The 22,313-nt window shown below is 39.9% G+C and carries 25 protein-coding genes; 5 read left to right on the top strand and 20 right to left on the bottom strand.

The annotated features are described in order from the left end of the window. Positions 1-30 precede the first annotated feature (30 nt). Both ACZ5AE_RS08720 and ACZ5AE_RS08715 read right to left on the bottom strand, forming a co-directional pair. Positions 31-156 (bottom strand): hypothetical protein, encoded by a 126-nt coding sequence (locus tag ACZ5AE_RS08720; protein WP_464571377.1) that lies wholly within the window; start codon positions 154-156, stop codon positions 31-33. A gap of 1 nt (position 157) precedes the next feature. Next, positions 158-319, bottom strand: a complete 162-nt coding sequence (locus tag ACZ5AE_RS08715; RefSeq protein ID WP_213116533.1) for a hypothetical protein — start codon at positions 317-319, stop codon at positions 158-160. Between the two features lie 206 nt (positions 320-525). Here ACZ5AE_RS08715 and ACZ5AE_RS08710 point away from each other — a divergent pair, with 206 nt between their 5' ends. Together ACZ5AE_RS08710 and ACZ5AE_RS08705 are read left to right on the top strand one after the other, a co-directional pair. After that, positions 526-879 carry a DUF3905 domain-containing protein gene (locus tag ACZ5AE_RS08710; RefSeq protein ID WP_464571375.1) on the top strand — a complete coding sequence of 118 codons (354 nt, stop codon included), beginning with the start codon at positions 526-528 and terminating at the stop codon, positions 877-879. A 107-nt stretch (positions 880-986) separates the two neighbouring features. Beyond that, a complete protein-coding gene (locus ACZ5AE_RS08705) occupies positions 987-1,181 on the top strand; it encodes a small, acid-soluble spore protein, alpha/beta type (RefSeq protein ID WP_464571373.1) in 195 nt (64 codons plus the stop codon). A gap of 45 nt (positions 1,182-1,226) precedes the next feature. Here the strand turns inward: ACZ5AE_RS08705 and ACZ5AE_RS08700 are convergent, their stop codons facing one another. The 3 genes from ACZ5AE_RS08700 to ACZ5AE_RS08690 all read right to left on the bottom strand — a co-directional run bounded on the left by ACZ5AE_RS08700 (position 1,227) and on the right by ACZ5AE_RS08690 (position 5,014). Then, positions 1,227-2,378 carry an anti-sigma factor domain-containing protein gene (locus tag ACZ5AE_RS08700; protein WP_464571371.1) on the bottom strand — a complete coding sequence of 384 codons (1,152 nt, stop codon included), beginning with the start codon at positions 2,376-2,378 and terminating at the stop codon, positions 1,227-1,229. Then, a complete protein-coding gene (gene sigI / locus ACZ5AE_RS08695; RefSeq protein ID WP_464571369.1) occupies positions 2,375-3,121 on the bottom strand; it encodes an RNA polymerase sigma factor SigI in 747 nt (248 codons plus the stop codon). The genes ACZ5AE_RS08700 and sigI overlap by 4 nt, the downstream gene beginning before the upstream one ends. Before the next feature lie 312 nt (positions 3,122-3,433). Beyond that, positions 3,434-5,014, bottom strand: coding sequence for a peptide chain release factor 3 (locus ACZ5AE_RS08690; RefSeq protein WP_464571367.1), 1,581 nt, complete (start codon positions 5,012-5,014; stop codon positions 3,434-3,436). Positions 5,015-5,182: 168 nt separating this feature from the next. Here ACZ5AE_RS08690 and ACZ5AE_RS08685 point away from each other — a divergent pair, with 168 nt between their 5' ends. Beyond that, complete coding sequence (locus ACZ5AE_RS08685) at positions 5,183-5,443, top strand: hypothetical protein (RefSeq protein WP_464571365.1); 261 nt, start codon at positions 5,183-5,185, stop codon at positions 5,441-5,443. Positions 5,444-5,573: 130 nt separating this feature from the next. Beyond that, positions 5,574-7,298 (top strand): AAA family ATPase, encoded by a 1,725-nt coding sequence (locus ACZ5AE_RS08680; RefSeq protein WP_464571363.1) that lies wholly within the window; start codon positions 5,574-5,576, stop codon positions 7,296-7,298. Between the two features lie 136 nt (positions 7,299-7,434). On the opposite strand, the gene ACZ5AE_RS08675 is transcribed toward ACZ5AE_RS08680, so the two are convergent. The 6 genes from ACZ5AE_RS08675 to phaQ all read right to left on the bottom strand — a co-directional run bounded on the left by ACZ5AE_RS08675 (position 7,435) and on the right by phaQ (position 9,390). Then, entirely contained in the window at positions 7,435-7,575 is a 141-nt protein-coding gene (locus ACZ5AE_RS08675) for a YjcZ family sporulation protein (RefSeq protein ID WP_464571361.1), read from the bottom strand. Positions 7,576-7,596: 21 nt separating this feature from the next. Next, the gene (locus ACZ5AE_RS08670; RefSeq protein WP_464571359.1) at positions 7,597-7,692 is read right to left on the bottom strand and encodes a YjcZ family sporulation protein; all 96 of its coding nucleotides are present in this window, start codon (positions 7,690-7,692) and stop codon (positions 7,597-7,599) included. A 140-nt stretch (positions 7,693-7,832) separates the two neighbouring features. Then, entirely contained in the window at positions 7,833-7,943 is a 111-nt protein-coding gene (locus ACZ5AE_RS08665; RefSeq protein WP_464571357.1) for a hypothetical protein, read from the bottom strand. Between the two features lie 140 nt (positions 7,944-8,083). Continuing rightward, the gene (locus ACZ5AE_RS08660; RefSeq protein ID WP_464571355.1) at positions 8,084-8,239 is read right to left on the bottom strand and encodes a hypothetical protein; all 156 of its coding nucleotides are present in this window, start codon (positions 8,237-8,239) and stop codon (positions 8,084-8,086) included. Positions 8,240-8,369: 130 nt separating this feature from the next. After that, the gene (locus tag ACZ5AE_RS08655; protein WP_464571353.1) at positions 8,370-8,972 is read right to left on the bottom strand and encodes a hypothetical protein; all 603 of its coding nucleotides are present in this window, start codon (positions 8,970-8,972) and stop codon (positions 8,370-8,372) included. After that, positions 8,953-9,390: a poly-beta-hydroxybutyrate-responsive repressor gene (phaQ, locus tag ACZ5AE_RS08650; RefSeq protein WP_213140945.1), complete on the bottom strand. Its 438-nt coding sequence runs from the start codon at positions 9,388-9,390 to the stop codon at positions 8,953-8,955. The genes ACZ5AE_RS08655 and phaQ overlap by 20 nt, the downstream gene beginning before the upstream one ends. A 146-nt stretch (positions 9,391-9,536) precedes the next feature. Here phaQ and ACZ5AE_RS08645 point away from each other — a divergent pair, with 146 nt between their 5' ends. Continuing rightward, entirely contained in the window at positions 9,537-10,319 is a 783-nt protein-coding gene (locus tag ACZ5AE_RS08645; RefSeq protein WP_464571351.1) for an alpha/beta fold hydrolase, read from the top strand. Between the two features lie 70 nt (positions 10,320-10,389). Here ACZ5AE_RS08645 and ACZ5AE_RS08640 read toward each other — a convergent pair whose 3' ends face one another. From ACZ5AE_RS08640 to ACZ5AE_RS08600, 9 genes are all read right to left on the bottom strand, one after another. Next, the gene (locus tag ACZ5AE_RS08640; RefSeq protein WP_464571349.1) at positions 10,390-11,469 is read right to left on the bottom strand and encodes an alpha/beta fold hydrolase; all 1,080 of its coding nucleotides are present in this window, start codon (positions 11,467-11,469) and stop codon (positions 10,390-10,392) included. Positions 11,470-11,488: 19 nt separating this feature from the next. Beyond that, a complete protein-coding gene (locus ACZ5AE_RS08635; RefSeq protein WP_464571347.1) occupies positions 11,489-12,220 on the bottom strand; it encodes a hypothetical protein in 732 nt (243 codons plus the stop codon). Positions 12,221-12,239: 19 nt separating this feature from the next. Then, positions 12,240-12,857 (bottom strand): hypothetical protein, encoded by a 618-nt coding sequence (locus tag ACZ5AE_RS08630; protein ID WP_464571345.1) that lies wholly within the window; start codon positions 12,855-12,857, stop codon positions 12,240-12,242. Between the two features lie 29 nt (positions 12,858-12,886). Then, the gene (gene adhE / locus ACZ5AE_RS08625; RefSeq protein WP_464571343.1) at positions 12,887-15,490 is read right to left on the bottom strand and encodes a bifunctional acetaldehyde-CoA/alcohol dehydrogenase; all 2,604 of its coding nucleotides are present in this window, start codon (positions 15,488-15,490) and stop codon (positions 12,887-12,889) included. A 186-nt stretch (positions 15,491-15,676) separates the two neighbouring features. After that, entirely contained in the window at positions 15,677-18,430 is a 2,754-nt protein-coding gene (gene ppc, locus ACZ5AE_RS08620) for a phosphoenolpyruvate carboxylase (protein WP_464571341.1), read from the bottom strand. 151 nt (positions 18,431-18,581) lie between these two features. Further along, on the bottom strand, positions 18,582-19,475 hold the full coding sequence (locus tag ACZ5AE_RS08615) for a cadherin-like beta sandwich domain-containing protein (RefSeq protein WP_464571339.1): 894 nt from the start codon (positions 19,473-19,475) through the stop codon (positions 18,582-18,584). A 126-nt stretch (positions 19,476-19,601) separates the two neighbouring features. Continuing rightward, on the bottom strand, positions 19,602-20,039 hold the full coding sequence (locus tag ACZ5AE_RS08610) for a CoxG family protein (protein WP_464571337.1): 438 nt from the start codon (positions 20,037-20,039) through the stop codon (positions 19,602-19,604). A gap of 101 nt (positions 20,040-20,140) precedes the next feature. Then, entirely contained in the window at positions 20,141-21,316 is a 1,176-nt protein-coding gene (locus ACZ5AE_RS08605) for an aminotransferase class I/II-fold pyridoxal phosphate-dependent enzyme (protein WP_464571335.1), read from the bottom strand. A gap of 77 nt (positions 21,317-21,393) precedes the next feature. Then, the gene (locus tag ACZ5AE_RS08600; protein WP_464571333.1) at positions 21,394-22,164 is read right to left on the bottom strand and encodes a nucleotidyltransferase domain-containing protein; all 771 of its coding nucleotides are present in this window, start codon (positions 22,162-22,164) and stop codon (positions 21,394-21,396) included. Between the last annotated feature and the right edge of the window lie 149 nt (positions 22,165-22,313).

Genomic DNA, 22,313 nt, shown 5'->3' with positions numbered 1-22,313 from the left:
TAAGCAAGTGCTCCCGGCTTATTTTTCTTTTTAGGTGCGTTTTTTCTTAAATTTGTTTTTTATTTTTTCAACCAATGGAATACCGTTTACCTCACCAAATTCGACACTAAAATCTTCAGTTGGTATTCTTGGCGGGGTCTTGCGACGGCCTTTCATTTTAGCTTCTTCCCTTTTTTCCTAGTTTTGAATTGCGGTTTTGAAATCTGATTGCATTATTGTTATCGGTAAATTCAGCGGAAAATTCACTTTCCTGGACATTCTTCTTTGGTGTTTTAGTATACTTTTCAACTGCATCAAATTCAGCCTTCCGCTTAGCCATCTTGGAAAACCTCCTTAAAATTCATGTTACATAGATAGTTTTAAGCAATTTTTGTCGAATCATTCATTTCCTTATTTTTCATAAATAAAAAAAGCGTTTCCGCAAAAAATAAATGAAAACTCATCAATTGGCGAGTCTACTAGGACGAAGACAGAGGAGTAGTTGAATTATGAATTATTCCTTAAGAAAAACAGGGGGAATGCTGGATGAAACAAGATAATAAGAAGAAAATTGAACAGAAACTAAGCATTGATGAAACTTTACCACATCAAATAAATGCACCAAGCTTTGAAGGAACAGGAATTAAAATGAAAGCGCCATTTGTTAATGAGCACGGAGTAGTCATTGGAGATAGCTTATATGCCTCAGAAAATTCTCCACTAGAAAACTGGTCAGAGGATACGGACCCAGCCATAATGTCCGGTGATGAATGGGTTCACCCAACAAACGATATCGGCTGGAACACAACAGAAAATCGGGAACTGCTAGAAAGCAAAAGAAAGCCGCAAGCTTATCCGTTTATGCATCCCACTAAGGATGTAAGTAAAGGGACAGATTGAAAAGCTAACCAGATTCGATAAACATTTCCACTTATGAATAAAGTCAAAGCAATTAATACTACCCTTACAGAGAAAAAAATCTCTGGATAAATTAAGGAGTGAAAATTATGGCTAATAGCAGAAATAAATTATTAGTGCCTGGTATTGAACAATACCTTGACCAAGTTAAGTATGAAATAGCACAAGAATTCGGAGTGAATTTGGGTTCCGATACCGTTTCTAGAGCCAATGGTTCGGTTGGCGGAGAAATAACTAAAAGACTTGTCCAGCAGGCACAGGCACAATTATCAGGTCGTGAATAACTTCATAAAAATGGCAAAGAGGCAGCTCTTCTGGAGCGCCTCTTTTTATCTGGTTCTATGTTGAATTTGGTTGTCATAATATTGGTATTTACCTTTTGGATCGGGATTTCCATGTAAATTTCCTTGTAGATTCGCTTGCTTTTTAGCTTGCCCTGGATTTTGATTTTGTTGGTTATCATCAATCTTTTTTGCCTGCCCCGGATTCTGCTTTTGTTGGTTATCATCAATCTTTTTTGCCTGCCCCGGATTTTGCTTTTGTTGGTTATCATCAATCTTTTTTGCCTGCCCCGGATTTTGCTTTTGTTGGTTATCATCAATCTTTTTTGCCTGTCCAGGTGGTATTTTATCTTTGACTGGAGATTGGCTTACAGCAGCCTGCGGAGTATTTTCAGCAACATGAGGTTCTTGGGTTACATTTCCCTCCATTTGTTTCTTTAATTGCCCAGGCGGTACCTTTCCTTTCGGCTCAGTAGGATTATTTTGATTTTTGTAATTTTTCCAATTATTCTCCACTTTCTCTTTAGCCACCGGATTATTAACTGCCTTATATTTACCAGCAGTGACACCTTTTTCGTGGGCAGTTTCAAGGTCCTTTTCAGTGCCTGATAAAACAGTAAACGCTAGCTGCTGCTCAGAAACAGCTTTGGTAATCTCCACAATATCCGTTTCAAACTTTTGCTCTTCCTTCTTTTCCATTTGACTAGTCGGAACGGTTGAAATTATAACATGCTTATTCGTTTTGAAATACCCTTCTTTACCTATTTCCGACAAAATTTCTTCCGTCACCTTCGTAACATCTTTTTTCTTCCATTCATCCAAATGGGAAATTATCTTTTTACCTTCAGGATTATAGCCTGTCAATTCCACAACCTGCATTTTTTTATTAATCCCAAGTTCAATGCTCGGATTTACATCTATTGACATATAGGCATAAGCTTTATTATTTTGATACATTGGAATAAATGAACCGGAAAATAGTAAAACTGCTGCCGCTGCAGCCCAAACGGTTTTCAATTTGGCAACTTTCTTTATGGACGATAAATATTTTAATTGATTCTTGCCTTCAACGGGATAAAAAATGATTTCCTCTCCAATTGAATAGGATTGTTCTAGTCTTTTAGCCCGTAAGAACTCGCCTTCAGGGGTTAGAAGCGTGAGAAAAACATCATCCATTTCCATTATTATTCCCTTTTTCATGTATCAAGCACCCCCTTTATATAATCCTTCATATACACATAATCACTTGATAAAATTAAAGCAATGGCAATAATATATTTTCGATTTCTTTCCAGGGTTTTTCTAGAGACATTTACCATTTTTTCAAGCTGATTAATAGGCAGCCGCTTTTTTTCGCGTAATGATTTAAATAATTCTTCATTATCAACCAATGTTTTTGCCGTGATGATAGCATTTTTCCTGGCATCCGCATGCTTAGGGGAATTCTCCACTAAATCGCTAAAGGTTAAATCAAATGAAGCTAATAATGATTGAAAATGAATAATTTCCTCTTTTCTTAGTTGTTCGTCAGTCTTTTTCTGATATTCATCGAGGGAAAGTTCATTAACTATTGCGGTTCCGGGTAATTCCTCATCTTGGAGGGCATTCGCTATATCAATACTGATGTGCTGATTTTTTGTTTGCTTTCGAATATAGTCAATAACTCGTCTTTTAATAATCACTTCTGAAAAGCTTAATAAAGAGCTGCCACGGTCTTTTGAGTATTTTTCAACCGCCTCGTTAAAAGCAATGAGGCCAATGCTAAATTCATCATCGGATTCATAAATATACCGGCGGCAAACTGAAGAAACAACTTTAGCGATAAACGGTTTATAGGCCTGGATAAGTTCATTCAGCAATGACTTATCACCCTGCTGAATCAAGGCAACTGTATCTTCTAATGTTCTTTTATTCTTTTTAGCCATAAACAATAAACCTAGCATTTGCTCACCTCTTATTCGACCAATTATAACATACGAAACAAACATTGGTCTTTACTAGGATAAGCACTGGAAAAGACTGCATTTAAGCTGCAAGCCTTCGTTTATTTGTTATTGTTCATGTCTTACTTTCAATAAATGTTACGTATATAGAAATACTCTTTATGGGGGTTTTTTTAAAAATTTCCCAATAAGAAAAGCGAAAGGCCTTGACCTGGGGCGCAAGGCTACAGACGAGCCCTTAGGCGCTGCTGCTAGACATTAAAAAATATTAAAAAAGGCTGCCTCTTTTGAGACAGCCTTAATTTATTGAGTTTAGTTATGTTGATCCATTGGATTGTAAAGCTTTACATTCGGATTTTTCTCCTGGAACCACCGTAATGCAAAATCATTCTCAAATAAAAATACATAATGCTCATAACGATCCTTCACGAGAAGGCTCCTTGAGCTTGACAGGTTTTCATCAATCTCATCCTGATCAATCCAGCGGGCAATTTTTGAACCCAATCGTTCCATTAAAACCTCGGCGTTATATTCATTCCTCATTCTGTGCTCAAATACTTCAAACTGCAGCTGGCCTACAGCCCCTAACAAATACTCGTCTGTTTTAACGGTTTTAAAGAGCTGTATGGCTCCTTCTTGAACAAGCTGGTGTAACCCTTTATAAAATGATTTCTGCTTCATAACGTTCTTGGCTGATACCCTTACGTAAAGCTCCGGGGTAAACTGCGGAAGCCTCTCATATTGGAAATTGTTCTTACCCGTTGTGAGCGTATCGCCGATTTGATAGGTTCCCGTATCATATAAACCGATGATATCTCCACTGACTGCTTCTTCAACAGTGTTTCGTTCTTCTGCCATAAAGGAAGTAGATTGAGAAAGCTTTAATTGCTTATCAAGCCGTGGAACGTTTACCGTCATTCCTCGTTCAAATTTTCCAGAACAAATTCGTACGAAAGCAATCCGGTCCCGGTGGGCGGGATTCATATTCGCTTGAATTTTAAAAATAAAACCGGAAAACTGTTCAGAAAGCGGATCAATAGCCCCAATGGATGAATTTCTCGCCTTAGGAGGCGGTGCGAATTGCAGGTAGGTCTCTAGAAATGTCTGGACCCCGAAATTCGTCAACGCACTTCCGAAGAACACAGGTGTAAGGCTTCCTGCTGCCACTTTTTCTGCAGAAAAAACATTCCCAGCTTCATTTAACAGCATGATTTCCTCTAATGTCTGTTCATAAAGTCCTGAAGATTTCAGCTTGTGATCACCATCAATTTCCCCAGCATCATTCAAGGGAATATAGCGTGCATTTTCATCAACCCGGAATTGTTCTACCCGATTATAATACCTGTCGTAAATTCCCAAGAACTCTTTTCCCATTCCAATTGGCCAATTCATTGGGTAGGATTCAATACCAAGCACTTCTTCCAGTTCTGCCAGCAGCTCAAGCGGTGGTTTTCCTTGGCGGTCCAGCTTATTAATAAATGTAAAAATAGGAATTCCCCGCATCCGACAAACTTTGAAAAGCTTAATGGTCTGATCTTCAATTCCTTTCGCCGAATCGACAATCATGACGGCACTGTCAACTGCCATTAATGTCCGATACGTATCTTCACTAAAATCCTGGTGTCCAGGAGTATCTAAAATATTGACGCGAAAACCGCTATAATCAAATTGCATGACACTGGAGGTAACAGAAATTCCCCGTTGCTTTTCAATATCCATCCAGTCACTAGTCGCAAATTTCCCTGTCTTCTTAGCCTTTACTGTTCCGGCATCGCGGATTGCGCCGCCAAACAACAGCAATTTTTCCGTTAAGGTTGTTTTTCCTGCATCCGGGTGTGAGATAATCGCAAACGTACGGCGCGATAAAACTTCTTTTTTTAAATCGTTTCCCATTATGTCTTCCTCTCTTTTAACAGCCTAAAATTTTCCCATAACTTCAATCTTATCGCTCTAACGGCTACTTTGCAATATTTCAATATTAGACAATTGAGATTTTCTTTAATCGTGCTGAAATAATGACTATAATAAAAATATACATAAACGATTGTTTCGGGAGGATTTATGGAAATTACAAAAATTGATCGACAAACATTAAATTTATTGCAAAAGGCATTTGAAATCGTTCTGGAACAAAACAAGATTCCCTATAAAAAAATCGGGATTGCCGAAGAAGCCGACCAGCTTGTATTGTTATATGAAGGTAAAGATGAAAAGGTTCATGTATTTAAATGGAAAAAGGCATCGAGCATTGGCGTTAGTATCGGTGTTCTGGCGCAAAGCGTTCTCACGCCCATTATTCCGCATCTTCGCTTGCTATCATAATTTGATCTGCACTTCCTGTATTTTATGGGGAGTGCTTTTTCTTCAATCAGCTTCCATCGATTCCCACATCCATTTTATTGAAAATCCCCTTATAATAGAGGTTGTACTTCTGTTAAAGGAGGATTAGCCCATGAATCAAAGCAAAAAAACCGTTTCAAAAAAGTTCTTTCCGCTGTTCGCAGCATTTATTATAGTTATTGCCGGAATTATTTGGTTCGTTCAATCAACAACTAACCAAGTATCTATACCGTTTTCGTCTGTAGAAAAAATTATTCAAGAGCAAAACGGAAAAACAGTCACTATAACAGAACAATCCGATGGAAGTCTCTATATAAAAGCGGGCCAATCTGAATATGTTTCCCAAGTTCCCCCTAATAGCCAAATGGTGGATAAACTGGTTGAGAAATATAATATTAAATATTCCTTTTCATCTAGCAGCCGTTATGGAAAATGGTTCATGGCTGGAGTCCTTCTTTTATTAGGAGGTGCTGTCTATGCTGTCCAAAAGACAAAAGGCGGCATCGGGTTAGGAAATTCCATGAAAAACAGCGTCGCAAAAGCCCGCCCCCTGCCAAACATTAGTTTAAAGGACGTAGGCGGTCTAGGCGACGAAATGAAAGAAGAGATATTGCAAACCCTGACAACTTTAAAGGATAAGGAAAGAGCGTTAAAGCTTGGGATTAAACCGCCGAAAGGAATTCTGTTATTCGGACCTCCTGGAACCGGAAAAACCCTGCTAGCGCAAGCAATTGCCCATGAGCTGAATGCTTCGTTTTTCTCGGCCAGTGGGTCTGCTTTTAATGAATTATTTGTCGGCGTTGGTGCAAGCCGTGTCCGCTCCTTGTTTCAGGCGGCCAGAAAACAACGTCCTGCTGTCATTTTTATCGATGAGGTAGATGCCCTTGCCGGCAGACGTAAAGCCCATGGCGGCGAAGAAGGCGAAAAAACATTAACTGAACTACTTGTTCAGCTTGACGGCGGCCATTCCAATGACGGGATTTTATTTATTGCCGCTACAAACAGAAAAGATATGCTTGATGAAGCATTCTTGCGTCCAGGGAGAATTGATTTCTCCTTCCATGTTCCTCTGCCTGATACAAAAGGACGCAGGGAAATCATTGACATTCATTCAAAAGGAAAAGCAATCGCCGAAGATGTCCTTGCGTCATTAGATGACTTAGCGGAAAGTACTTCCGGGTTTTCCGGAGCAGAGCTGTTTTCATTATTTGAATCAGCCAGCCGTCATGCAGTCCGTAATGGGCGGGATATGATTCAAAAACAGGACCTCGATTATGCTCTTGACCGAACCATTTTAGGTAGTACATCTCGGTCGTTACAGGACCAAGAGACAAAGCGGCGGGTAGCCATCCACGAAGCCGGGCATGCCCTTGTTGCTTCTGTAACAAAACCGGGTTCAGTCAGAAAAGCGACGATAATTCCACGGGGGGAAGCCTTAGGCTATGTAGCTCCAATTCCGAAAGAATTGAATTTATCTACAACGAGCGACCTTCTTGATCGGGTTGCCATGATATTAGCGGGCGGTACCGCCGAAAGGATGTTTCTTGGAGAACATAGTATCGGTGTATCCGGTGATGTGCAGCAGGCTAAACATATTATCGAACAAATGGTTGAAACCGGAATGCTTCAGGACGGCTTTACGTTAACCTTTAGTAAACCGGATAAAGAAATCAAAATGCAAGAACTGTTTGCAGAGGGTATTGAGAAAGCAGAAAAATTAATTGAAAGCCATCAAGAGGAGTATCTGCAATTGGTGGATGCCTTATTAAAAAAAGAAACTTTGGAAGGGCATGAAGTGGAAGAAATTGTTTGGGCGAATATGAATGCAGCCGGATAAATGAAAACTCGCCGATTGGCAAGTCCGATAGGACGAGAAGAGAGGCATAGTTGAATTAATACTTTCCTATTAGCTAATCGGCAAAACCCGCTTGGGAAACCAAGCGGGTTTTTTGAGCTTATTACCCATTCATTTCTTAATAGTAGCAAGCTGCGCCAACGATGATTAATAGAATGAACAACACGACGATTAAAACAAAACTACCGCCGTAGCCGAACCCACCGCCGTAGCCACAGCCTCCAAAGCCGGAACCTCCAAAACCGCCATAACCAAACATACTTTTTACCTCCTTATATTTTTATATAACCCAAGCAGCACCAACAATAATTAATAAAATGAACAGAACCACAATCAGGGCGAAACCTGCCCCGTAGCCACCTGCTACACCAGACATTTAACATTACCTCCTTTTTTGAATTCCATATATCCTATTCACCTAGATAAAAATGTGCAATAGACACTTATCCCTATTACCCAGATTTGTAAAAAAGGAAAAGCCCATTCTTCTTTGAAAAATGGGGCTAGGGTAAGCAGTTATTTAATAATTACTAAACGAATAGCTTTTACGTCAACCTCTGTTCTATTTTGGGCATTTAGTGTTTTCATGATGTTCGAAATATATTCCCTTACCGTAAATTCACTCAAGTATAGTTTTGCAGCTGCTTCCTGTGTCGAATCTCCATCCGCCAGCAGCTTGATTCTTCAATTTTCCGCGGTGATAAAGAATAGGAAGATCCTTTTAAGCTTTCCGGTTGTTTTATATCTGCCCCGATAAATTTTAATAATCACTCACCGGAACTTCGTCCGAATTTCATCAGTGCCGGAAAAAGACTTCTGTCTACTGTAAAGGACTTTCCGGGTCCTTCATCCAGTATGATACCGCCGATAATTTTCCCTTCTTCCGGAACATAAATAGGTACAATGACCAATATATAATTCAACCCAAATTGACAAAATTCTTCTTAGCTCTAAATAAAAAAGCCACAACTCCCGGTAAAATAGAGAGTGCGGCCCTTCTTACGAGTATATAAACATTTCTGTGCTGTTCCTTTGCTGCTGGTATGCTTGTATTTACTTCACTTTTACTAATTCTTTAAAACTGTTCTTCCCGCGTTCAACTAAATCAAGATGGGTATTCCGAGCCAATTTAACGTATTCCTTCCTAACTTGCACCCACGCATTTCTACGCTCGCGAGCATAATCAATTCCTGCTTCAGTATTTTTCACAAAATTGTCTTCGATTTGTTCGACAAATTGGAAAAAGGTTTTAACTGGAGTTAACGCTAATATTTCTATTTGGCTAGAGACCTCTCTAAGCTGTTTTACAAGCTCTTCCCGATCGTTATTTGGCACAGCCTTTGCCTTTGCATCCTCATTACGTAAATTCACCTGCTGGGCAACTTCAGATACCATTTCTTTATTTGTTTTTCTTGCCTGATCGTATAATTTCGCGACGGATTTTCTATATTGCTTATTAAACTTGATGACTTCCTTTACAGAATTAAGGTAGGCATCCTCCCGGCTCTCCCTTAGCTTCCGTGCCCGATCTTGGGAAAGCTCAAATTGTTCCCAAAAAGTGTTAACAAACGAAACTTCAGTACTAGATTCCTCCGCAGCTTGTGGAACTGTTTTTACGTCTACTTCAGGAATCGCTTCAATCTTCTTCTGCGCCATCGTCCTTCCTCCTCTTACGATTATTTACTTTCTCTATTGCATCCTTCTTTTGGAAAGAAGGAATATAGAGCTCAAGGACACTGGTATACATTTTAAAAAATTGGTCGAGGAGTGATTGATACGTTTCTAGTTGATTAGCATATCCTTTTAAGTATGTAATACCAGCTTTTGTAATGGAATATCTTCTTTTGGCTGGCCCTGCGCCAGTTGTATCCCATTCAGATGAAACCAAATCCTCTTTTTCTAATTGTCTTAACATTCTGTACAGGTTTCCTTGATCCAAAGTTTTAAAGCCAAATGACTCCAGCTTTTGACTCAATTCATACCCGTGCAGAGAAACCCTGCTAAGAAGCAATAAAATAAATGGCAGCACAAAATTTTTTGATGGATTGACTGATTGATTATCTTGGTTTACCATATCTTTATCACCTCACCTATATGTAGTTTACACCTATCAGTAATATTTTGTCAATCTTGTCAATAAATATTACTAAAAGATAAGTAAACCTGTTTACAATTTTACCAACTTGGATATAAACTATTAAAAATGAAAGGTGGTGTAAAATGGAAAAAGCAAAGGTTAGCAAATTTGGTGTTCCTTATTTACATTTAGGTAATGGCGAGCCATTAGTGTTTATTCATGGTCTAGGTGAGATAAAGGAGGGGTGGCAGCACCAATTTGAATTTGCCGATGAATATGAATTAATCATTCCAGACCTGCGAGGCCACGGGGAATGCACCAGGACCGATGGAATCACGATTCAGAATTTTGCTGCAGACATTATTAGCCTATTGAAGGAGTTAAAAATTGAAAACGCTCACATTGTTGGATTATCAATGGGTGGAGCCGTTGCACAGGAAATCTACCGCCAGTCACCCTCTATCTGCCGTTCTCTCATGCTAGTAAGTACATTCCACTACTTCCCAAATAAACTCAAACGCCTATTATTTGAAAATCGAAAAGCGAAGTTTCAAAAAATCTCATCTGCCGGGAAAGAATCAGAATATTTAGCCCGAATGGCCCTGTATTCCTGGGATAATGAAACTGTTGAACAGTTCAACCAACTTTTTCGACCTAAACATGAGGTTTTTATTGAATCTTTGAAAGCTTGCCTAGAAGTGAATAACCTCTCATTACTGCCAACGATTGAAGTGCCGACCCTTATAATTGGCGGACAATATGATTCTGTATTGCCGGTTTGGATACAGGCATGGATGCATAAGTTAATACCAAACTCAAAATTCATTATTTTGAGGAATACCGGTCATCTTGCCAAACTCGAAGCAAAAGACCGGTTTAACCTTGTCTTGCGCGAGTTCCTCTGCCAGCATCGAAATGCCGGATAATTTTTATATTAGCGGGAAGGATGGGGCCCCCCGTTCTTCCCGTTAATAAATTTATTCTCGTCCTCGGAAATTATGAGTGGACTTCTTGTAAATCATGTGAACGAGTGGATAACCATGGGTCCATTATTTCTGCGAAAAGCCCTGTAAGTACAAGAGAAACATGGCCGCCTTCATATACTTCATATGTCTTATCCTCACTTGAAACAAGGTCCATTATCGGTAGACTTTGTTTTTCAGCAATTAAAGTATCGCGTGAGCAAGAGAACACAAACAACGGGCATTTAATATTCTTTAAATCTATTTTTCTGCCATCCATCACTAATTCACCTTTTAACAACTTGTTTTCTTTATAAAAATCATTAAAAAATTGCTTAAAGGCGGCACCCGTAAATGCTTGAGCATCCTTCGTCCACTTGTCCATCCGGCGCCATTTTTCAACATATTTCTCGTCATGGGCGCGGGTAAATAGATTGGCCATTGTGGCCGCGTTTAACGGTGTAATCAGCTTAAACATCAAGTAAAGGAACTCGGATGGAAGGGTTTGATAAGCATTGGCAAAGCGGTCAAAGCTTAGCTCACCATTTTGAATCCCATCCAGCCATTTTTGCGGTACAGTCCCTATGCTAAAATCAATTGGGACTGCTGCTAGGACTAAATTTTTAATTGGCAGACTTGTGATAGAGGCAACAATAGCTGCCATTGTCCCGCCTAAACAATATCCCATTACGGATATTTCTTTTGCACCAGAGTGCCTTATTGCTCGTTTAAGTGCGTTTTCCAAATAATCGATAATATAGTTTTCTATTGTAAGATCAGCATCTTCTAGACCAGGAGTACCCCAATCCAGCAGGTAAACATCATATCCTCTTTCCGTTAATCCACCAACCACGCTGCTGCCTTCTCCTACATCCAAAATGTACACTTTGTTCAAAAGCGAATATACAAGAAAGACCGGTATGGCATGCTTCTTTTCCTTTGCAGGATGATACCATAAAGTCGTTTTGTTTTTTTTCCATACATATTTTCTCGGTGTTGGAATGATATCCGGCTTTGGCTCGGTCATAACTTTATAGAGTTGATTCCATCGTTTCGTTTCCTTCTCAATATTTAAAAGCGGCAAAAAACTTTTTGTCGGAACTCTAACATTCATTTACCAATACCCCCTTCTGTTATTTCGATGTGTTGGCCCCTGGCAGGACTAGCTCTTTTTCCGGTTCCTTTTTTTGTTTTCTATCATTCTCTTTTCCCTTTAATTCCTTTAATGTGGCAATTTCACTTTTGATTTTTGCCAATTGGGCAATCTCCTGCCTTAGTTCTTCCAAAACGCTATCCGTTTTCGGCGGTTCTTGATGGGTAAGAGAATCTTTAAGCTCTGCTTGGACCGCCTTTAATCTTTCAAGTTCCTTGCGCATCTCCTGAATGTTGACCTGGAGGATTTTGATATCAATCATACCCTGTTGTAAATCCTGAAGATCAGTCTTAATTTTTTTCGTTTCAGCAAGCTCTTCTTTTGTTTTCTTTTGTTCATCTTTCATTTGATTGATAATGTTGATTATTTCTTGGAGAAAAGCCAAATTTTCTTTACTAAAACCAGCCAAACCGTCCTGCAAATTCCATACCTGTTCTTCTAAACTATCAAATTTTTCTTCAGCCTGAATCGACATCTTTGCCGCATTTGCAACATCCTTCTTGGTTGGAACGTTCATAAGTGCAGCGACAAACTCCTGGTTTTTTCGCAGCCTTTCCATATATCGCGAATGCAGGTCAAGTCCTATATTTGCCGTGCGGACAAATTCTTTGTTGTCAGTCGCCTTAAATAAAAGATTCATTAATTGCTTTTCCCACATTTCACTTAGCAGCTTATAACCTGCGAATAGATCATATGTTTTTTCTTTTGACATGCTGCCACACTCCTTTGTTTTATGATTTTCTAATCTCACTTGCTGTCTCCAGATATTTGTTCAGCGGAAAGACGAACGTACTGATTTGTTTAGAAAATAAGTTTATAAGCACTTTTTGGTTTTCATAGACTAGATTTCCGGCCTGTTTTATAGTTGTAAGGTATCGGCTTCTTGCCTTATTTTTTAGCGAAATATACTGTTTTATCATTGCAAAATATTTATCTGCTGCCTCCGCATTAGTTATAAACTGGCATGGGCTGTTAAAAAGTGAGAGTGTTTTTTGATGAATGCGATCGAATTGCTCATTTATTTCTTTAAAGGATTGAATCGGAAAAAAGTGTGCTAGACTGGTTGTTGACATAAAAAATTCATCGCGTGCTGTTTTTTCCCATTGTGCAAATTCCTTCGTAAATTTATCGATGATTTCTTTCATATCTGCTTGGCTTCGTCTAACACTATCTGCAAATAGCTTAGCTCTTTTCAAAAATACCTCATCATCGAAATTAGCACGATTTGCCCATTCATCCATTTGCCTAAAAGCTGCACGCCAGATCAGGTCTAGACCGCTGATCTCAAGCTGAATATGTTCTTCCCCTTCAATATTTGATTCCTGTTTATGCTCTATATCCTCCGTCAATATTTTCTCCCTCCCAAGAATGACTTTAATTAGACGCCTTTATATGCCTGAAGATAAATTTCTGCTAATTCACTTACTAGCGGCATTTTTGGATTTGCAATTGTATCCTGATCGTCAAATGCCCGTTCAGCAAGCTCTGATAATTTGTTTTCAAATTCATCTTTTCTAACACCAGATGCTTCGATGCTCATTGGCATATCCAATTCCTCAGCAAGTTTAAAGATTGCTGCGATTAGGCTTTCCACTCCCTCTTCGGTCGTACTTGCAGGCAGGCCAAGCATTTTGGCAATTTCCGCATAACGTACATCTGCAATAAAGTGTTCATATTTAGGGAAAGTCATTAATTTATTTGGCTTCATCGCGTTAAAGCGGATGACATGCGGCAGCATGATGGCATTGGCCCGTCCATGAGGAATATTAAATTCCGCACCGATGACATGAGCAAGGCTGTGATTAATACCTAAGAAAGCATTGCCAAATGCCATACCTGCAATTGTTGCCGCATTATGCATTTTTTCACGGGCAAGTTCATCACTGCCATCCCTGTATGCCCTAGGCAGATATTCAAAGACCAGCTGAATAGCCTTCATTGCAAGTCCATCCGTATAATCATTGGCCAGAACCGAGACATAGGCTTCAATCGCATGTGTTAATACATCCATACCCGTATCAGCTGTTACATAATTAGGAACAGTCATGACAAACTGTGGATCGATAATGGCAACGTCTGGTGTCAGTTGTGCATCAACCATTGGATATTTGATATTTGCCTTTTTATCTGAAATAACGGAAGCGGATGTTACCTCGGATCCTGTACCAGATGTGGTTGGTATTGCAATAAAATTCGCCTTAGTTCGAAGAGCCGGGAATTTAACCACTCGCTTGCTCGGATCAAAGAATTTATGCGTCAGGCTCTTGAAATCTGTGTCGGGGTGTTCATAAAACATCCACATAGCTTTGGCAGCATCCATGACCGAACCTCCGCCAAGGGCGATAATACAATCAGGCTGGAACTTTTTCATCCGTTCTGCACCGGCCATTACTGTTTCAATACTTGGGTCCTGCTCAACCTCCCAGAAAATATCACAAAGAACATTGTTCGGATTCTTTTTTAAATAATATTGCACCTTATCAACGAAGCCATTTTTTAGCGGGCTGGGACTAGTCACAATAAACGCTTTTGAAATACCGGGAACGGCGGCAAGTGTTTGAACCGAATTCTTCTCAAAGAAAATCTGTGATGGAACTTTAAACCACTGAGTCATATTTCTTCTACTGGCTACTTTTTTAATATTGAGTAAATTTGCAGCTCCCACATTTTGTGACACAGAGTTCCCTCCATATGTTCCGCATCCGATGGTTAAGGACGGTAATGATGTATTATAGATGTCGCCGATTGCCCCGTGTGTGGATGGTGTATTGACAATAATCCGGCCGGCTTTCATTCTTAGAGAGAATGTATCAATCACATCCTGATTGGAAGTGTGAATCGCAGCCGAATGCCCGAGTCCGCCATATTCAAGTGTCTCTTCAGCAACAAGGAGTCCTTCCGCAAAACTATCGACTTTGTAGCAGGCTAAAATCGGGCTTAATTTTTCACAGGATAGTGGATACTTCGGTCCCACACCTTCTAACTCGGCAATTAAAATCTTTGTATTGACCGGCACATTGATTCCAGCCATTTTTGCAATTAAATAAGCAGGAAGACCGACAATCATTGGGTTAAGCTCTTTTGTTTTCTGATCGATTGCGGCGCGTTCGAGCAATTGCTTTTCTTCCCCATTGAGAAAATAGCAGTGATTAGCGATCAATTCCCGTCTTACTTCGTCAAAAATTTCTTGATCTATGATAAGAGCTTGTTCGGAAGCACAAATCATACCGTTATCAAAGGTTTTTGACAGAATTAAGTCATTGACTGCACGTTTAATGTTTGCCGTTTTTTCAATATAACAAGGTACATTTCCAGCTCCAACGCCCAGTGCAGGCTTTCCGGAGCTATAGGCTGCCTTCACAAGATTCGGGCCGCCGGTTGCAAGGATGAGTGATATCTTCGGATGTTTCATTAGGGCCTGAAAGGCTTCATGAGAAGGCACCTCTATCCACTGGATTGAATTCTTAGGTGCTCCAGCCCTTTCGGCAGCTTCCCTAAGGAGCTCGGCTGCAATTGTACAGCATTTTTGAGCAAATCGAGGAAATGCAAAGATGATTGGGTTTCTGGTTTTAAGTGAAATCAACGATTTAAAAATGACTGTTGATGTCGGATTAGTAATGGGGATAACACCGGCAATGACACCAACCGGCTCAGCCATTTCGACCATACCTTCATGATCATTTTCGGAAATCACACCAACCGTTTTCATATTTTTAATGTTGTTGTAAATCATTTCAGTTGCAAACATGTTTTTAAAAACTTTGTCTTCGTAAACCCCTCTTTGTGTTTCTTTTACTGCAAGTTTGGCTAAATACTTATGGTTTTCAAGTGCGGCAAGAGCCATCTGTTTAACAATTTCGTCCACCATTTCCTGTGTATAACAGCGGTATTCTTTCAGTGCTTTCGCTCCGTTATTGGCTAATTCGTCAATCATTGCATAAACCTGATTTTTCTCCTGCAAAATTTTTTCTTTTACAGCCATGTAGACATCCCTCCGGTAATATGAATTATGGAATCACTCCTTTTCCCCTCAAAATAAATATAGCACGTGACTTTTTTTGATTTTGTCGAATTTTGCGATAAAATGAATGAACAGCCATTCATTTTATAAAAGTTCACAAAAAATTCAAAAAAGCCACATACCTTAAATAGGTCTGTGGCCCAAAAATCAACCTGTATTACGCAAACCGGCCGAGATCCCGCTAATGGTTAAGAGAACTTCCGTCAAAATAGCAGCGTCAGGCTCGTCCTGTTTTCTAAGTTCTTTTATTAATTCGACCTGAAGGAAATTAAGTGGGTCGACATACGGATTACGGCGGAACACCGATTCTTTTATGTTCGGAGTATGGTCGAGTAATTCTTGGTCCCCTGTAATTTTCAAAAGAATCGCTTTTGTTTTCTCATATTCCTCGAATATATTTGTAAAAATTCTTTCAGCAATCGTTTTATCTTCAACAAGTGTTAAATATTCTTTAGCAGTTGTAATATCAGCCTTCATAAGAGCCATTTGAAGATTATCAATCGTTGATTGGAAGAAAGGCCAGTTCAGATACATTTCCTTTAGGAGCTTTAGGTTTTGCTCACTGCCTGAAGCAAAAGCTTCCAGACCTGTTCCTGCAGCATACCACCCCGGAAGAAGCTGTCTGCTTTGGGTCCAAGCAAAAACCCACGGAATAGCTCGCAAGTCCTCAAAGCGCCCTTGGTTTTTGCGGCTCATTGGTCTTGAGCCGATGTTTAGAGCACCTACTTCCCTTAGTGGTGTTGCAGATTGAAAATAGGTAAGGAAATCAGGATCCTCAAAGACAAGAGATTGATATTTAGCAAGAGCAGCATTTGATATTTCTTCAATTGCTGTTTCCCATGAGACCTCCCGCACTTCTCCCTCTTCCCTAACATGGGCTGCTGCAAGTATCAGGGTCGATACAGCCTGCTCCAAGCTTCTGTAGGCGATGTCCTCAAGCAGGTATCGGGAAGACAAAACCTCACCCTGCTCGGTTATTTTCACGCCGTCACCTATAGTTTCAGCCGGCTGTGATAAAAGGCTCTTATTTAAAGGACCGCCGCCGCGGCCTAAAGAACCACCGCGGCCATGAAAGAATTTCAGGCTGATTTGATATTTTTTCGCCATTTCATGAATTTCAACCTGTGCCTTGTAAAGCTTCCAGTTGGCCGTCAGCGTGCCCCCGTCCTTACTGCCATCTGAATAGCCAAGCATAATCTCCTGCTGATTGCGCAGGCTTTGTAAATGATTGCGGTAAACTGGCATATTGAAAAGTTTCTCCATGATGAGTGAACCAGCGGTTAGATCATCAATAGTCTCCAATAGCGGCGCAACATTTAAATGGCTTGTCAATGTCCCGTCCGCATGAAGACGATATAGTCCAGCTTCTTTCGCTAAAACTAAAACCTCTAATAAATCGCTCGGTGATTGGGTCATGCTTACCAGATATACAGTAATCGCTCTTTGTCCAAATTCCTCATGAGCGTCTTTAATCATCTGAAACACTTTAATCATTTCCTGTGTTTCGATAGAGTAATCCTCATGTAATAATAGGAGCGGCCGAGGATCGAGGAGAATCTTCTGCAGTATTTCCAATTTTTCAGTTTCACTGAGGGCTGCATAGGTTTCAGTTATGCCGACTTTTCCAAGTATTTCAGTTATTGCGGACTCATGCTCTCCGCTATGATTTCGAATATCAAGTGTGGCTAAATGGAAACCAAACAGTTGGACCTGACGAATCAATTTTTCAATGATGCCTAGTTCATGGCGGGCAGGATGATGCTGCTTTAAGCTTCTTTTTATTAAATACAGATCATCAAGCATTTCTTCCGCCCTGCCGTAGCCTATTTCTGATTTCCCGGTTTGCTTTACCCGCTCAATCATAATAGCGAAGGCGCGTCGGTAAACCTCAGCTTGAACAGGCCATTTTTTATCTTCTGTCAAATAGAGATCTTCTTTTTCCCCAATATATTTCAGCAGTTCTTCGCTGACCTTTACCCTTGAGGTGGAATGGCTGTAGCGTTTCATTAAATCTACTAAAACATTTTTATATTTTTTCAAGACAAGACGCCTTTGCCGGCCTAATGTTTCCCAGGTTACATCATGGGTCACATTCGGATTCCCATCCCGATCCCCGCCAATCCATGAGCCGAACCGCAAGAAATTTGGAACATCCCAAGAGGTTTCAGGATAATACTTCTCCAAACTATCTGATACTTCTTTATGGATATCAGGTAGGACCTCAAATAATGTTTGATCAAAATAATACAGCCCATTTCTTACCTCATCCATTACGGTTGGTTTATTTTGCCGCAATTCATCAGTTTGCCAAAGAATGGCGACTTCATTAAACAAGCTTTCTTCGAGCTTTTTTTGCTCTCTGTTTGAAAGCAGTGGATGATCAAGTTTTTTTAGAATTTCAGCAATTCGCTGTTGTATTTCAAGAATGGAGCGCTTTGCAGCCTCTGTTGGATGTGCTGTAATAACAAGTTCAAGTGATATGCTTTGCAGCACGTTTTGGATTGTTTGCAAGTTAATTTTATTTTCTTTCAGTGAAAGGATTGCACTTTCAATCGAAGCAGGTTGGACGATATCGTCACTTTGAAGGTGATATTGTTTACGCCTGCGGATTCTATGGTTTTGCTCTGCGGCGTTGATTAAATGGAAATACATCGAAAATGCTCGAATTACCTGTTTCCGCATCGGCGGGCTCAAGGTAACGATTTCCTGTTTTAACGCTGAATAAGTTTCTTCGTCAAAATGGGTTCTAAGAGATTTGGACATAAGTCTTATTTTTTCCACTTTCTCATATAGTTCCTGACCGCCATGGTTTACCAGAATCTCACCTAGCATTTTGCCAAGTAGTTTAACATCGCGACGTAACGGAAGACTGCTGTCTTTTTTCATCAAATCTGCTGCCATACTCTCACCTTCCCTTTAATCTTATGATGTACTAAAATTTTTATTTATAAATATATCATATTTTCAGAAATTTGTTAAAAAATAAATTTCCTTTTTAATGGGAAAATTCCAGAAAAATAAAAAACCTGCGAATACAGGCTTTTTAGGAAATTTATTTGTCAAAGACAAGTACATAGGTTTTACGGTCACTATCGCTATAGGTGACGACTACGGAAATAATTGTTTTATTATCATTATCAAGCTGGATTGTTTTGTTAGTTCCGCCTTCAATAGTTATTGAGGCACCTTGAGATGCGGCGGCTGGGTGAATCGTTACGGCTGTTGTATCGCTTGGAACAGCAATATGGTATGTATACTCATCAGAAGTAAAAGAACTATCCCATGTGCCTTCGGAGACCCTTAAAGTAGACAATTTAGCCTTGCTTACAGTTTGCGTTGTTCCACTCATTGCTTGTGTGGAAGATTGAGAAACAGGATTTGCATTTGCATTCGTACGTGTAAGGCCTGACTTAAAACTGGAATTAGCGCTGCTCAAAATGGTTGTTTCATTAACACTGCCAGCAGAAATGTCTGACGAATTAGCTGCAACGGCTGGAGATACTGGCGCAACCTTTGCGGACCTTGTTACATAAACAGTATAGGTAGTTTCTATATCATTAGCATCATAGATGATAACCTGAAAAATATTCTCGCCAGACTGAAGTGAAAAAACAGCTGGTGTCCCGCTAAGAACTGATTGACCATTTATAGTGATGGCAGAGGCTGATTCATTCCCTTCTGCTAGCATTTTAATGGTATCAACCTCATTTACAACGGAAGCTGAGTACTCCTTTACATCTGCTGAAAACTCCTTGTCAAACTTTACTCCTTCGATTTCCAGTTTTGTTAATGTAGAAGACGTCTGGGTTTGTTGGGTTGTTTCGGTTGTTTCGGTTGTTTCGGTTGTTTCGGCATAAACAGCAGGTGTAAAATTGACCGAACCCATACCTGCCATGGCGGTAACAAGGAATAGATTTATACCTCTTTTTAGCACTTTGCTTAACATACACTAATCCCCCTGTCTACTATCTGCTTGATAGTGGATTCGGGACTAACTTACCATGCCAAGCTTAAGATTATCTTAACTTTTATATATGGCGAATTCCTTGTTTAATCGAAATGGATGCCTCCATTAAACAGATTTAACTTCCACCAGCTTTTCCGAAATCGCCTCCGCCATTTCTTTCACCGCTTCTGGGAGGGCAGTTTCCAGCTTTGAGTTCAACGCTCCGGCCATCTTCCCAATAACGTTCACTTCAAGAAAGCCTGTTAATCTTGTTCTTTTTACGTTTATTGCCTTCGCTTCGAAAAATCCTTCGCCAGAATATTTTTCACTTTTGCCTTTTAAGGCAAAGCTGACTCTGATTGGTTCTTTCCATTCATTAATATCAATTATTAAGCTGATTTTCTTCTTCATTATGCCAATATCGCTTTTAAACTCCCATGTGGACGTATACTCATTTAGCTTTTCGTGTCGAATATAGTTGGGCACAAGCGGTGCCCAATTGTCCATATCCTTTACAAAGTCCCAAATCACATCAATTGGCAAATCAAGTTCGACCTGATGCATTCCACTAGGCATAATCTCCCTCTTCCCCTTCAAAGTAAAAGACCTTCAGTCTTTTGAAGGCCTTTTGTTAAAGATATATGTTAAGAAAGGTTTAAATAGAATTAATCTTGAGTTTCCCTAAGGAATTCTTGAATGCGCTCTGCCGCCTCGGAAAGCCGTTCAGGAGGCTGAACCAAGGCGATCCGGACATAGCCTTCACCAAGCTTTCCAAACGCATCTCCAGGAATAACCGCTACTCCTTTACTGTCAATCAATTCAAAGGTAAAGCGACGGGATGTCCAGCCTGTTGGAATCTTTGCCCAGACAAACATTGTCGCCGGGGATGTTGATGCCTGCCACCCGCCTTTTGATAAGCCTGATAGCAATGCATCACGGCGCTTCTCGTATTCTCTCACTTGAGATTGCAAAAAGGAGAAATCCGAAGTCAAAGCAGTTATGGCTGCTTTTTGGATTGGATAAAACACACCATAATCGATATGAGATTTTAATGAAGCCAAGGTGGCAAGAGCTTGTTCATTCCCAACCGCATAGCCAATCCGGCAGCCAGCCATATTAAATGTTTTGGAAAGTGAATTAAACTCAATCCCAACCTCCTTTGCTCCCGGAATCGACATGAAACTAATCTGCGGATTGTTATCAAAAATTAACTCAGAATAGGCAAAATCATGCAAAACTAGGATTTCATGCTTTTTGGCAAAACGTACCACCTCTTGGAAAAAGTTTTTGTCTGCGAGAGCCGTAACCGGATTACCTGGATAACTGATAATCATCAATTTGGTTTTCTCTAGAACCACTAAAGGAATTTCCTCTAGTTGAGGAAGAAACCTGTTTTCCTCCAATAACGGCATTGGATAAATATTTCCGCCTGCAATCGTCACACTTGCCTCATAGATTGGATATCCAGGGTCAGGAACCAGAACATAATCGCCAGGGTTAATAACCGCCATCGCTAAATGAGCAAGTCCATCCTGCGAACCCATTAGCTGAATTACTTCAGATGCGGAATTAAGTTCAACACCGTAACGCTGTTTATAAAAATAACTGACTGCTTCATTAAATTCAGGAATCCCTTTTAAAGTGTAACCATATTTACTTCGGTCCATTGCAGCTGCTGATAATGCCTCGGCCACAAAAGCTGGCGGTGCAAAATCGGGACTGCCGACACTCAAATCGATGACATCAATTCCGTTTATTAATGCCTTTTGCTTTTGATCGGACACCTCTTGAAAAATACTCGATGACATTTTTTGAAGTTTATCCGATGCCAAGATATTCATAATCTTCCCCTCAATCTTTATTTATTCAAAATTTTTCGTAAAAATATTTTTTTATATTGTAACATATTTTTTGTTGATCAAGGCCATACCTCGTCAAGTATGTCCCTAAATAGTTCATCCAACATTGGGGAAATGTCCTGTTTTGGTAAAGACGTATTCCTTGCGTATTCTTCAAGACGATTTATTTCATTCTCCAAAAATACATTAATTAAAACAACCTTTGGCTCTAAGTTAAGTTCATCGCCCCTTATTTTCCTGTCGAGCAAGATATTAATTACATTTTTAAGAGGGCCGTCCATAATGAGGTCCGCCACTAATGACTGGAATTCAATAGGAGGGACACTATTATATTTTTCAATCCATTTACAGGCTAAAATTGGCCTTAGCACGTAAAAATATTTCTTAATTTTCACTTCATTTGCTTGAAGATAGTCACGGTAATTCCTCTTGGCCATATTGAGGTAATGATGAATGGCCGACTGCGGCCGAAACACTTGGTTTTGGATGGCCTTCATTTTATCCACTAAGGAATAGGCTTGATAATATACAATTCCCGAATGAAGCCATTCCATTAGGGGCGGGTTTGATTTTTTATAAAGCCTAAGTGCTTTACGAAGTTCCCATCCATTTATATCCAAGGAATTATTTATTGGAAGTTCTATGACATCCCGTTTTTCTTCAATGGAAAGATACCATTCTTTTTTGGGGACATAAATAAACCTAACATCATAGTCGCTGTCCTTTGAAGGAAATCCCCAAGCCCTGCTGCCGGACTCAACAGCATAGCAAATTTTTACGGCATATTGCTCTTCGATTTTTTTTAATTCCTCAATAATTTTCTCTTTCACTACAAACCGCCCCCGATTCCTTTTCTTTATCATACAAAAAAAGAGTATGGGGTCCAAACGAAACTCTCATAGAACGGCCAAGAAGCCCCATCCAAAGTGGATAGGGCTTCTTTTTCAAATTTGTCATAATGAAATTAGGTTGTTCGGAA

Source organism: Neobacillus sp. S1227 (assembly GCF_055385255.1).
The sequence above is the reverse complement of the archived record's forward strand: the minus strand, read 5'-3'. Positions and strand labels throughout refer to the sequence as shown.